Annotated in this window: 9 protein-coding genes and 1 pseudogene; 2 read left to right on the top strand and 8 right to left on the bottom strand. The window is 72.4% G+C overall.

Annotation, left to right across the window (positions count from 1 at the left end; genetic code table 11):
* Nucleotides 1-1165 (top strand): annotated as a pseudogene (locus KS423_RS24695) (hypothetical protein); the annotation flags it as partial.
* A 155-nt stretch (nt 1166-1320) separates the two neighbouring features.
* Here the strand turns inward: KS423_RS24695 and KS423_RS24690 are convergent.
* The 4 genes from KS423_RS24690 to KS423_RS24675 form a co-directional block, all read right to left on the bottom strand.
* Complete coding sequence (locus KS423_RS24690; protein WP_224281926.1) at nt 1321-2691, bottom strand: S8 family serine peptidase; 1371 nt, start codon at nt 2689-2691, stop codon at nt 1321-1323.
* A gap of 208 nt (nt 2692-2899) precedes the next feature.
* Nucleotides 2900-3658: a 3-oxoacyl-ACP reductase FabG gene (fabG, locus tag KS423_RS24685; protein ID WP_224281925.1), complete on the bottom strand. Its 759-nt coding sequence runs from the start codon at nt 3656-3658 to the stop codon at nt 2900-2902.
* A 154-nt stretch (nt 3659-3812) separates the two neighbouring features.
* Nucleotides 3813-5012, bottom strand: coding sequence for an acetyl-CoA C-acyltransferase (locus tag KS423_RS24680; protein WP_224281924.1), 1200 nt, complete (start codon nt 5010-5012; stop codon nt 3813-3815).
* Between the two features lie 89 nt (nt 5013-5101).
* Nucleotides 5102-6265, bottom strand: coding sequence for an acyl-CoA dehydrogenase family protein (locus tag KS423_RS24675; protein WP_224281923.1), 1164 nt, complete (start codon nt 6263-6265; stop codon nt 5102-5104).
* A gap of 171 nt (nt 6266-6436) precedes the next feature.
* Between KS423_RS24675 and KS423_RS24670 the strand changes: the two genes are divergently transcribed.
* Nucleotides 6437-7081, top strand: a complete 645-nt coding sequence (locus tag KS423_RS24670; RefSeq protein WP_224281922.1) for a TetR/AcrR family transcriptional regulator C-terminal domain-containing protein — start codon at nt 6437-6439, stop codon at nt 7079-7081.
* 179 nt (nt 7082-7260) lie between these two features.
* On the opposite strand, the gene KS423_RS24665 is transcribed toward KS423_RS24670, so the two are convergent.
* The 4 genes from KS423_RS24665 to egtB all read right to left on the bottom strand — a co-directional run bounded on the left by KS423_RS24665 (nt 7261) and on the right by egtB (nt 11985).
* Nucleotides 7261-8688, bottom strand: coding sequence for a sugar porter family MFS transporter (locus KS423_RS24665; protein WP_374120021.1), 1428 nt, complete (start codon nt 8686-8688; stop codon nt 7261-7263).
* Nucleotides 8689-8831: 143 nt separating this feature from the next.
* Nucleotides 8832-9803 carry an L-histidine N(alpha)-methyltransferase gene (gene egtD / locus KS423_RS24660; RefSeq protein ID WP_224281920.1) on the bottom strand — a complete coding sequence of 324 codons (972 nt, stop codon included), beginning with the start codon at nt 9801-9803 and terminating at the stop codon, nt 8832-8834.
* Nucleotides 9804-9847: 44 nt separating this feature from the next.
* The gene (egtC, locus tag KS423_RS24655; RefSeq protein WP_224281918.1) at nt 9848-10597 is read right to left on the bottom strand and encodes an ergothioneine biosynthesis protein EgtC; all 750 of its coding nucleotides are present in this window, start codon (nt 10595-10597) and stop codon (nt 9848-9850) included.
* Nucleotides 10597-11985 (bottom strand): ergothioneine biosynthesis protein EgtB, encoded by a 1389-nt coding sequence (egtB, locus tag KS423_RS24650; RefSeq protein WP_224281916.1) that lies wholly within the window; start codon nt 11983-11985, stop codon nt 10597-10599. The genes egtC and egtB overlap by 1 nt, the downstream gene beginning before the upstream one ends.
* Nucleotides 11986-12098: the final 113 nt, after the last annotated feature.

Here is a 12098-nt window from a genome sequence, read left to right as displayed (position 1 = left end):
CAAGCCGGGCGTGCCGCCCACCCCGCCGCGGCCGGCCCGCCCGGTCAGCCTGCTGAAGGCGGGCGAGGTCGCTGAGGCGCCGGGCGTGACCCTGCGCAAGCCGACCCCGGCCGACGCCGTGCCCGAGGACAGCGCGCCCCCGGCGGGCGTCACGCTCCTCAAGTCCGGGCCGGAACCGGCGGACGATGCCGTCACCGAGCCCGAACTCCCTCAGGAGGAGGAGGCCGTGGTGGCCGCCGAGGCTGAGGTGGAGGCGGTCGGGGAGCCGGTGGAGCCGGTGGAGCCGGTGGCCGAGGAGGCGGGGGAGGACGCGACCGGGGAGGTCGCCGAGGAGGCGTCCGAGGCCGTGGAGGGGCTTGAGGTCGTGGAGGGGCCCGAGGCCGAGGCCTCCGAGGTCGTGGAGGAGCCCAGGGACGCCGTCCCGGTGGAGCCCGTGCCGACGGACGAGGCGCCCGCCGAGCAGCCCCCCGTCGGGGAGGTGTCGGTCGAGGAGGTGTCGGCTGACGAGGTGCGGACCGGCGGGGCGCCCGCCGACGTCGTTCCCCCCGACGTCGTTCCGGCCGATGCGGCACCTGCTGACGAGGTGCCGGCCGACGCCGTGCCGCAGGGCGGAGGAACGGCCGACGAGGTCCCCGCCGACGCGCCGCCCGCCCCTGACGACGCCCCGGCCGGTACTCCGGCCGGCACCTCTGACGAAGTCCCGGCCGGCGAGGCCACTGCGGCCGGTCAGCCCCGTGCGGACTATCGCGAGGTCATCGGGCGGATCGTCCGTAGCGCCGACGCGGGGGACCACGCCGTCGCCACCGACCTGGCCTTCGCCCTCGAACTGGAGGCGATCGCCGAGCACGGTGCCGTCTCCGAGCCGGTGTTGCAGGTCCGGCAGGTCCGGGCGCACGTCTGCCGGCTCGCGGGCCGGTCGGCCGAGGCCGCGGACATCTACCGCGAGGTGGCGCTGACGCTGCTGCGTTCGCAGGGCCCGGACCACCCGGAGACCCAGCGGGCGGCCACCAACGCCGAGGCCTGCTGGCGAGCGATCACCGATCGTGCGGAGGCCATCCGGATCGCCCCGGAGATCATCGAACTGCGCGCCTACCTCCCGGGCCCCGACGGCCGCAAGCTCCGCGCCGCCGAGCGCTACCTCGCCCAGCTGGCCGCCACCGGCTGACGGCAGATGGCCGAAGGCCGGCGGGGAACAGCAGACGGCGGACGGATCACAGCAGACACGTAACAGAAAACAGCGAACAGCTGACAGATTTCGAAATCTGTCAGCTGTTCGCTGTCATTTGTTACCTGTCACTCGTTGTCCGGCGACCCGCCCACTCACCGACCGGCGATCGCGTGCACGAACGTCGCGCCGTCGATGGTGCCCAGACCGCTGGCGAGGTCGTAGCCCTCGGTGGCGTTGTAGCCGGTGACGCCGTCCCAGCCGTTGTCGCCCTGCTTCACGTCCACGATGCCGCTCCACTTGCCCGGCAGCAGGTTCAGGCCGTACAGGCGCCAGTTGAGCTGGCCGAGGCGGTGGCCGGCGAGCTGGTCGGCGAGCGCGACGACGCCCGAGAACAGCGGGGTGGCCTCGCTGGTGCCGCCGGTGAGGTGCCAGCCGACCGAGGTCGGGTCGTAGGACTCGTAGGTCCAGGCGGCGCCGTCCACGGCCGCGCTCATGCTGATGTCCGGGGTGCCGCGGTGGTTGCCGGTGACGTCGGCGACGCCGGCCTGGTACCACGGGCGCTCGAAGACGCCCGAGACGCCTCCGCCGCCGGCGCCGGACTTGTCGTGCCACACCTTGTCGGGCGCGGTGCGCTTGCCGGAGTCGTCCAGGGTGAGCTGGGTGCCGCCGATGGAGGTGACCAGCGGGTCCGACGACGGCCAGGAGTTGACCTTGTACGGGTACAGGTCGGTGCCGTTCTCCTTGGCGTCGGTGGCGCCGTTGTCGCCGGAGGCGGCGAGCACGGTCACGTTGTGGTCGGCGGCGGCCTGGAAGGCGTACCGCAGGTCGGTGAGCGACTTGAAGTCGCCCTTGTCGTAGCCCGGGAAGGTGTTCTCGGTGGCGCCGAAGCTCTGCGAGATGACGTCGGCCCGGCCCTGCTTGATGAGGCTCTTCTCGGCGTCCATCATCTCCGGCAGGCCGGTGGTGCCCTCGGTCTCGGCGACGCCGGTCTCGACCAGGACGATGTGCGCGTCGGGGGCGATCGCGTGGGCGTACTCGACGTCCAGGGTGGTCTCGCCGGCCCAGCCGGTGTGGTCGGGGTTCTTCGGGTCGAAGACGGGGACGTTGCCCCACTTGACCACCTCGACGTTGGTGTCCGGGATGCCCCACTGCTTGTCGAAGACCTCCAGGTCGTGCTGGATGGTCGGCGAGCCGAAGGAGTCGACGATGACGATCGTGCGGCCCTTGCCCGTGATGCCCTCCTGGTACAGCGGGTTCAGGTTGTAGGCGGTCCGGTACTGGAGCGGCGAGTAGCAGTGGATGCCGATCTGGCTGACGCACTGGGTGGTGGTCAGCGGGGCGACGCGACCCTGGGCGTTGTGATGGCCGAAGGAGGCGGGGCGGACGTGGACGCCCGCGAGGTCGTGCGCGGGGGCGGCGATCGCGGTGCCGGAGGTCGGTACGGCGACGGTGCCGGCCGTGAGGGCGGTGGCCCCCACGGCGAGCAGGGCCAGGGCACGGCGGAGGGTGGCGGGGCTGCCCATGGGGCTCCTTGGGGCGCAGGGCCCGACGTGGCTCGGTCGGGTCGGTCCGGCCATCCCATCGAGAGCCGCATGATCATGCCATAGTCAATTGGTGGGGTCGCGTGGTCGAGGTCATGGTCATGCTCGGCCACGCGAAAAGGTAAAGGTCGTCCCAGGGGAAAGTAACCTCCCTCCTGGGACGATTCGGTGACGACACGTCAGGACGGCGCTAACGCGCCCCTCCGTTGACGTACAGCGTCTGCCCGCTGACGTACGAGGCCTCCTCGCTGGCCAGGAAGGCGACGACCGAGGCGATCTCCTCCGGCTGCCCGACCCGGCGCAGCGGCGTCCGGGCGGCGACCTCGGTCTGGTGGTCCTCGGCGCTGCTGCCGACCCGTTCGGCGGTGGCCGCGGTCATCGCGGTGGCGATGTACCCGGGCGCGACGGCGTTGACGTTGATGTTGAACGGCCCGAGCTCGATCGCCAGGGTCGCGGTGAGGCCCTGGATGCCGGCCTTGGCGGCCGCGTAGTTGGCCTGGCCCCGGTTGCCGAGCGCGGAGCGCGAGCTGAGCGAGACGATCTTCCCGTACTTCTGCGCCACCATGTACTTCTGTGCGACGTGGCTGCAGTTGTACGCGCTGGTCAGGTTGACCGTCAGCACCGCGTCCCAGTCGGACTTCGGCATCTTGAAGAACAGGTTGTCCCGGGTGATCCCGGCGTTGTTGACCAGGATGTGCACCCCGCCGAGGTCCGCCGCGACCTGCGCGAACACCGCCTCCACGGCGTCGTAGTCGGCCACGTCGCAGCCGTACGCCCGGGCGGTGCCACCCTTGGCGGTGATCTCGGTGACCGTTCCGGCCGCCCGCTCGGCGGTGAGGTCGACGACGGCGACCGCCGCGCCCTCCTCCGCCAGTCGACGGGCGGTGGCCGCCCCGATGCCCTGCGCCGCGCCGGTCACCACGGCGACCTTCCCAGCGAACCGTGTCATGTGAACTCCTTGGAAGTTTGGATCAACAGGCGACGAGCGGCAGGCGACGGCCGACATTCGACGGATAACAGATAACAGATGACAGCTTTCAACATCTGTTACCTGTCATCCGTTCGCCGTCCTCCGTCATCTGCCACCCGCCGCCGCCGGTTTGTCAGACGTTCTCGACCAGCACGGCCGTACCCTGCCCCACACCCACACACATGGTGGCCAGCCCGCGCCGGGCGCCGGTGCGGCGCATCCGGTGCAGCAGGGTGGTGAGGATGCGGGCACCGGAGCCGCCCAGGGGGTGGCCGAGCGCGATCGCCCCGCCACTGGGGTTGACCACCTCCTCGGCCTGCTCCGGGCTGAACCCGATGCCGTCGGCGGAGGCGAGTGCCTGGGCCGCGAAGGCCTCGTTGAGCTCGGCGGTGTCCAGGTCGGCGAGCGACCAGCCGGCCCGTGCGAGCACCTTCGCCGTGGCCGGGACCGGGCCGATGCCCATGACGTCCGGGTGCACCCCGGCCGAGGCGCCGGCCACGTACCGGCCGAGCGGCCGGAGCCCGAGGTCGCGCAGCGCCTCCTCACTGACCAGGACCAGCCCGGCCGCGCCGTCGTTCATCGGCGAGGCGTTCCCGGCGGTGACCGTGCCCCCGGGCCGGAACACCGGCTTGAGGCCGGCGAGCTTCGCCAGGCTGGTGTCCTCGCGGATGCCCTCGTCCCGGCTCACCGTCACCCCGTCCGGCCGCTCTACCGGGACGAGTTCGGCGTCGAAGTGCCCGTCCTTGCGGGCGGCGCCGGCCCGTTGGTGGCTGCGCAGAGCGAAGGCGTCCTGGCGTTCCCGGCCGATGGCGTACCGGGTGGCCACCTCCTCGGCCGTCTCGCCCATGCTGAGCACGCCGTGCAGTTCGGCCATCCGCGGGTTGGTGAGCCGCCAGCCGAGCCGGGTGTCGAAGGTCTCCATCCGGTGCGGCAGCGCCTCGTCGGGGCGGGGGAGGACGAAGGGGGCGCGGGTCATCGACTCGCAGCCGCCGGCCAGCACCACGTCCGCCTCGCCGGAGCCGATGGCCCGGGCGGCGAGGGTGACGGCCTCCAGGCCCGAGGCGCAGAGCCGGTTGACGGTGGCTCCGGGGACGGTCTCCGGCAGGCCGGCCAGCAGGACGGCCATCCGGGCGGCGTTGCGGTTGTCCTCGCCGGCCTGGTTGGCGGCGCCCCAGTAGACGTCGTCGATCCGGGCCGGGTCGAGCGAAGGCACGTCGGCGAGCAGGGCACGCAGCACGGTGGCCGAGAGGTCGTCCGGGCGGACCGTGGCGAGCGCGCCGCGCAGCCGGCCGATGGGTGTGCGGCGGGCGGCGGCGAAGTAGACGGGACGCACGTCGTCGGGCTCCTTGTCGGATGGCGGGAGTGCTGGTGGCGGGAGTGCTGGTGGCGGGAGTGCGGGTGGCAGGGGTGCTGGTGGCGGGGTCAGAAGGCGTTGACGCCGGTGAGGGCGCGTCCGATGAGCAGCTGGTGGATCTGGCTGGTGCCCTCGTAGAGGGTCATCACCCGCGCGTCGCGCAGGTACTTGCCGACCGGGTACTCGTCGATGAACCCGTAGCCGCCGAAGACCTGGAGCGCGTTGTTGGCGGCCCGGACGGCGGCCTCACTGGCGTACAGCTTGGCGATGGAGGACTCGGTGGCGAACGGCAGGCCGCGCTCGATGTGGTCGGCGACCTTCCAGGTGAGCAGCCGGGCCGCCTCGACGTCCACGGCGATGCCGGCCAGCAGCTCCTGGACGAGCTGGTGCGAGGCGATCGGCTTGCCGAACTGCTCGCGCTCGCCGGCGTAGCGGACGGCGGCCTCCAGGCAGGCCCGGGCGATGCCGACGCAACCGGCCGCCACCGACATCCGGCCCTTGGCCAGGGCGGCCATGGCCACCGTGAACCCCTTGCCGACCTCGCCGAGCCGGGCGCTGTCGGGCACCCGGACGTTCTCGAAGGAGAGTCCGGCGGTGGCCTGGCCGCGGAGGCCGAGCTTGCCGTCGATCCCGGTGCGGGTGAAGCCGGGCAGGTCGGTGGGGACCAGGAACGCGGTGATGCCCCGGTGGCCCTGCTGGTCGGGTCCGTCGCCGCCGGTGCGGGCGAAGACCAGGGCGACGTCGGCCCAGGTGCCGTTGGTGATGAACGTCTTGGCGCCGCTGATCAGCCAGTTGTCGCCGTCCCGGACGGCCCGGGTGGTGAGGTTGGCGGCGTCCGATCCGGTGCCCGGCTCGGTGAGCGCGAAGCAGCCGAGCGCCTCGCCCGAGGTGAGCCGGGGCAGCCAGTGCCGCTTCTGCTCCTCGGTGCCGAAGGCGTTGACCGACTTGCCGACCAGGCCGAGCGAGACCGAGACGATCCCGCGCACGGCCGAGTCGCCGCGCCCGAGCTCCTCCAGGACGAGGCAGTACGCGAGGTGGTCGCCGCCGCTGCCGCCGTACTCCTCCGGGATGGTCAGCCCGAGGAAGCCGACCTTCGCCAGCTTGCCGATGATCGCGAGGTCGACGGACTCGGCGCGGTCCCACTCGGCGGCGTACGGCACGATCTCGCGGTCGGTGAAGGAGACGGCGAGGTCCCGGACGGCGCTCTGTTCCTCGGACAACTCCAGGTTCACGGCGGCTCCCGAATCCGGCGTCCATGGTCCGGCGTCTGGGCCGACCCATTAAACTAGCGCTGCAAGTTTTATGGAGGGACTGTAGCCCCGCCCGGCCCGCGCTGGGAAGGGGCACCTGCCAGAATCGGTCCCCAGCACACCCGACCGGAGGAACCGGAGGAACCCACCGCGATGGCCCGTCCACGCACCCCGCTGCTCAGCCGCGAGCGCATCGTCGCCGCCGCGCTGCGGCTGATCGACGACGAGGGGCTGGACGCCCTCTCCACCCGCCGACTCGCCACCGAGCTGTCGGTCAGCGGGCCCTCGCTCTACAACCACTTCGCCACCAAGGACGACCTGCTGGACGCGGTGGTGGACAGCGTCATCGGCGAAGTCGACCTGTCGATGTTCAAGGCCGCCGGGACGCCCTGGCCGGAGGCGCTGCGCGACTGGGCCCGCTCCTATCGCGCCGCGCTGGCCGCCCACCCCAACATCGTCCCGGTGCTCGCCCAGGGCCCCGGGCGGCGGCCGAACGCGCTGCGGCTGGCCGACGCCGTCTTCGGCCACCTGGTCGAGTCCGGGTGGCCGCGCGGCCAGGCGACCAGGATCGGCGCACTGATGCGCTACTTCGTCACCGGCTCGGCGCTCGCCTCCTTCGCGGCCGGTTTCCCGGCGGACGCCGAGGTCTACGACGCGGCCGACTACCCGCACCTCGGCGAGGCGCACCGGCTGGCCGGGCACCGGGGGGCGGTGGACGAGGGCGCTTTCGAGACCGGGCTGGAGGCGCTGCTCGATGGGCTCGCCCTGCGCTACGCCCGGCTCGCCGAGCGTTCCTGAGGCGATGCCCGGCGTTCCTGAGGGTGTTGCGCGGCGCTCCTGAGGCGAGGCCCAACAGCCCGAACCCCGCCGGAACGGCGTGCGCTCCGTAAGCTCGCCGGCCCCGCAGAAACGATTCGGCCCCCGCGCCTCCGTGCTGATCGCGACGGGGTGCGGGGGCCGGGAGTACGACGGGCGGATCAGCCCATGTCCTCCAGTCGGACGCCCTTGGTCTCCTTCATGAACTTCGCCACGAAGAGGATGGACAGCGCCGCGAAGGCGGCGTAGACCAGGTAGGTCGCCGACAGGTTCCAGCGCGACATGGACGGGAACGAGACGGTGATCGCCCAGTTCGCGATCCACTGCGCGGAGGCGGCGACGGAGAGGGCGGCGGCGCGGATCCGGTTCGGGAACATCTCGCCGAGCATCACCCAGACGACCACGCCCCAGGACATCGCGAAGAACAGCACGAAGGCGTTGGCGGCGACCAGGGCGACGGTGCCCTGGAGGTCGGGGAGGGTGAGGTTGTCCCCGCTGCCGGTGGCCGAGGAGAAGGCCCAGCCGGCGGTGCCGAGCGCGACCGCCATGCCGGCCGAGCCGATCAGGGCGAGCGGCTTGCGGCCGATGCGGTCGACCAGCACGATCGCGACCACGGTGCCGAGGATGTTGATCACGGAGCCGACGAAGCTGATGAGCAGCGAGTTGCTCTGGTCGATGCCGACCGACTGCCACAGGATCGACGAGTAGTAGAAGATCACGTTGATGCCGACCAGCTGCTGGAAGACCGACAGGCCGATGCCGACCCAGACGATCGGGAGCAGGCCGAACCGGCCGCCGAGCAGGTCACGGAAGCGCGGGCGGTGGTCGGAGGCGATCAGCGTCCGGATCTCGGCGATCCGGGCGTCGGCGTCCACGCCCTCGCCCTCGACCTCGGCGAGCACCTTGCGGGCGTCGTCCAGGCGCTCGGCCTGGATCAGGTAGCGCGGGGACTCGGGGATGACCGAGGAGAGCACGAAGTAGACCGCGGCCGGGACGACGCAGATGCCGAGCATCCACTGCCAGGCCTCCAGGCCGAGCAGGTGGCCGCGGGTCTCGCCGCCGGCGGCCTGCGCCAGCAGCCAGTTGATCAGCTGGGATATCGCGATGCCGAGCACGATCGCGGCCTGCTGGAAGGAGGCCAGCCGGCCCCGGTACTTGGTCGGCGCGACCTCGGCGATGTAGGTCGGGGCGATCACCGAGGCGATGCCGATGGCCGCGCCGCCGAGGACGCGCCACAGCGCGAGGTCCCAGGCGGAGAACGGCAGCATCGAGCCGACCGCGCTGACCGCGAACAGCAGGGCGCCCGCCTTCATGACCTTGATGCGGCCGTACCGGTCGGCGAACCGCCCGGCAAACGCTGCGCCGATCGCCGAGCCCAGCAGGGCGGAGGACACGATCAGGCCGGTCACGCCGCTTCCGACGCCGAACTTCTCCTGGATCCCGGAGACGGCGCCGTTGATCACGGAGCTGTCGTAGCCGAACAGGAAGCCGCCGAGGGCCGCTGCCGCGGTGATGAAGACGACGAAGCCGAGGCGGCCGGGCGCGGGGGCCTCGACCGCCCCGGAGGGCTTCTGGGTGACGCTCACGATCTGACTCCTGGTACTCAACGCTGAGCTCGGTAGCCGAGATCGTAACCCCTATTCGTTTAAGTCTTGTACACCATGACCCTCAAGTTTCGCTCTGAGAATTCGTAAGGTGAACAAGCAAATTGGGCCGCCCGGGGGTGTGTCGGTCAGGCCGGCGAGGCGAGCGAGAGTCCGAACCGGCCTTCCGGGTCGGTCCACCAGTGGCTCAGTCGCAGCCCGGCAGCCGACAGCTCCCCGGCCACCCGCTCCCGGCGGAACTTGGCCGACACCTCGGTGCGCAGTTCCTCGCCCCGGGTGAAGTGCACCGGCAGGTCCAGGGCCGGGATCTTCACGGTCTGCGTGCGCAGCGAGCGCAGTCGCATCTCGATCCACTCCTGCTCGGCGTCCCAGAGCGCGACGTGCTCGAACGCGTCCGGGTCGAAGTCGGCGCCCAGTTCGCGGTTGAGCACGTTCAGCACGTTCCGGTTGAACTCGGAGGTCACCCCGGCACCGTCGTCGTAGGCGGCGACCAGAACCGCGGGGTCCTTGACCAGGTCGGTGCCGAGCAGCAGGAAGTCGCCGGGGTCGAGGGCGGCGCGCAGGCCGCGCAGGAAGGCCGCGCGCTCCGGGGGCAGCAGGTTGCCGAGGGTGCCGCCGAGGAAGGCGACCAGCCGTGGGCCGCCCTCCGGGGGCAGGCCGAGCCTGGCGGTGAAGTCGGCGAGCACGCCGCGCACCGTGAGCCCGGGGTACTCGGCGGCGAGCGCGACGCCGGCCGCGGTCAGCGCGCTCTCGCTGACGTCCACCGGGACGTACGCCTCCAGGGTGCCGAGCGCGCGCAGGGCGTCCAGCAGCAGCCGGGTCTTCTCGGAGGAACCGGAGCCCAGCTCGACCAGGGTGCGGGCCCCCGTGGCGGCGGCGATCTCGCCGGCCCGGTCGGTCAGGATGGCCCGCTCCGCACGGGTCGGGTAGTACTCGGGCAGTCGGGTGATCTCCTCGAACAGTTCGCTGCCGCGTGCGTCGTAGAACCACTTCGGCGGCAGCCACTTGGGCTGCGCGGTCAGCCCGTGCTGCACGTCGTGGCGCAGCGCGGTGCTGAAGTGGTCGGCGGGCAGCAGTCGGGTGAGATCAAAGGTGTCCATGACAGGGTGGTTCCTCTGTTCAGAAGATGAAGGGAGGGTGGGGGTCAGTCACGGCCGGGGAGGCGGTGCACGGTGACGCCGCGTGAGTCCACCAGTAGCAGCGAACCGTCCGGGACGGGCTTCCAGCCCGGCGCGTCGTCGTACGGCTCGGAGGCCACCACCGTGCCGAGGCCTGGCAGGGTGCGGTGGTACAGGGTGTCGCCCCAGGTGGTCGCGGCGATCGTGACACCGTCGGTGAGCAGCAGGTTGAGCCGCCCGGTGGTGTGCTCGGTGACGTCCGCGACGGTGCCCGCCAGTGCCTCGCCCAGCCCGGCGCCGGCCCGCAGCCGGTGCAGGGTGAGCGCCCACAGCAGTGCCGAGTCGGTGCGCGCCTCCAGGTCCAGCAACTCGGCCGGGGGGAGCAGGGCGGCCAGCGCGTCCAACTTGCCGGGCCAGCCGGCCACCGCGCCGTTGTGGCTGAACAGCCAGCGCTCGGAGGCGAACGGCGCGGCCGCTCCCTCGCCCGGTGCACAGCCCTCGGTGGCGGAGCGGACGGCGGCCAGCAGCGCCCGGGTGCGGACCACCCGGGCGAGGTCGGCGAAGGTCTCGTCCGCCCAGATCGGCCCGGTCCGGCGGTAACGGGCGGGCACCTCGTCCCCGTCCGCGTACCAGCCGAGGCCGAAACCGTCCGCGTTGACCGTGCCGTACTGCTGGACCCGGGGCGCCCAGGACTGTCGGTGCAGCCCGCACGGCGGGTGCACCAGTAGCTCCTGGGGCGCCACCGGCTCGCCGATGTACGCGATGTGACGGCACATCAGGCCGTCTCCGCGTCGCGCGCGGTGCGGAACCCGGCGAAGATCTGCCGCCGGATCGGGTAGTCCCAGTTGCGGAAGGTGCCCCGGCAGGCCACCGGTGCCACCGCGAAGCAGCCGCCGCGCAGCACCTTGTACTCGGGGCCGAAGAACACCTCCGAGTACTCCTGGTACGGCCAGGCCCGGAAGCCCGGGTAGGGGCGGAAGTCGCTGGCCGTCCACTCCCACACGTCGCCGATCAACTGGCGGACACCGTACGGTGACTGGCCCTTCGGGTAGCTCCCGGCCCCGGCCGGGCGCAGGTGGCGCTGGCCGAGGTTGGCGTGCTCGGGGCCGGGCGGACCGTCGCCCCACGGATAGCGGCGGGAGCGGTCGGTGGCCGGGTCGTGCCGGGCCGCCTTCTCCCACTCGGCCTCGGTCGGCAGCCGCCGTCCGGCCCACCGGGCGTACGCGTCGGCCTCGTACCAGCTGACGTGCAGCACCGGTTCGTCCGGAACGACCGGTTCCACCGTGCCGAAGCGTCGGCGGAGCCACTGGCCGTCCTCATGGCGCCAGAACAGCGGGGCGGTCAGGCCGGCATTCCGCCGGTGCTCCCAGCCTTCCGGCGTCCACCAGCGCGGGTCGTCGTAGCCGCCGTCCGCGATGAAGCGCTGGTAGGCGGCGTTGGTGACCGGGGTGGTGTCCAGCAGGAAGGCCGGCAGGTCGACGGCGTGCGCCGGGCGCTCGTTGTCCAGCGCCCACGGCTCGGTGTCCGTTCCCATGGTGAACGGTCCTGCGGGGATGAGGACTTCGGAGGGAAGCGTGGTCGCGTCCGCGGGTACGGGCGGCGGCGCGGGAGCCGCCAGGGCCGGCTCGCCCCTGCGGAGTTGGTGGGTGATCAGCATCGTCTCGTCGTGCTGCTGCTCGTGCTGGGCGATCATCCCGAAGGCGAACCCGGCCTCCAGCAGCGGCGCGCCCTCCAGCGGGCTGGCGGCGAGCAGGTCCAGAACCCGGCCGCGCACCTCGTGGGCGTACGCGCGAGCCTCGGCGGGCGGCAGCAGCGGCAGGCTGGGGCGCTCGGCGCGCGGGTGCTGGAAGGCGTCGTAGAGCGGGTCGATCTCGGGGTGCATCGGGTCACGGCCGCCGACGTTGCGCAGCAGCCAGAGCTCCTCCTGGTTGCCGATGTGCGCGAGGTCCCAGACCAGCGGGGACATCAGCGGGGAGTGCTGGGCGGTGAGGTCGCCGTCGTCGACGCAGTCGGTCAGTGCGGCGGTCCGGGCGCGGGCGGCCAGCAGTTCGGCGGCGATGCTCTCGCGCAGCGCCTCGGCGCTGGTGGCGTCGGGGGCGCTGACGGCGCCGGTGCGGTCCGTGCTGCCTGCCTCGGGGCCCCCGTGGGGTCGGACGTGGGTCATGGGGCGGCCTCCTCCGGGGGAGTGCGTCGGGTGCCGGAGCGCAGGGCGTCCAGCTGGTCGTCGGCCGGGCAGCGGCTGCGCGCGGGGTAGCGCTCGGCGAACTCGGCGACGGC

The organism is Streptomyces sp. LS1784 (genome assembly GCF_020103755.1).
In the GTDB taxonomy this organism is placed as follows: domain Bacteria; phylum Actinomycetota; class Actinomycetes; order Streptomycetales; family Streptomycetaceae; genus Kitasatospora.
The sequence above is the reverse complement of the archived record's forward strand: the minus strand, read 5'-3'. Positions and strand labels throughout refer to the sequence as shown.

Bases quoted from the DNA above. Each gene is read 5' to 3' on its own strand.
- KS423_RS24690 (WP_224281926.1), bottom strand. From the start codon at position 2,691: ATGGGCAGCCCCGCCACCCTCCGCCGTGCCCTGGCCCTGCTCGCCGTG.
- fabG (WP_224281925.1), bottom strand. From the start codon at position 3,658: ATGACACGGTTCGCTGGGAAGGTCGCCGTGGTGACCGGCGCGGCGCAG.
- KS423_RS24670 (WP_224281922.1), top strand. From the start codon at position 6,437: ATGGCCCGTCCACGCACCCCGCTGCTCAGCCGCGAGCGCATCGTCGCC.
- egtD (WP_224281920.1), bottom strand. From the start codon at position 9,803: ATGGACACCTTTGATCTCACCCGACTGCTGCCCGCCGACCACTTCAGC.
- egtC (WP_224281918.1), bottom strand. From the start codon at position 10,597: ATGTGCCGTCACATCGCGTACATCGGCGAGCCGGTGGCGCCCCAGGAG.
- egtB (WP_224281916.1), bottom strand. From the start codon at position 11,985: ATGACCCACGTCCGACCCCACGGGGGCCCCGAGGCAGGCAGCACGGAC.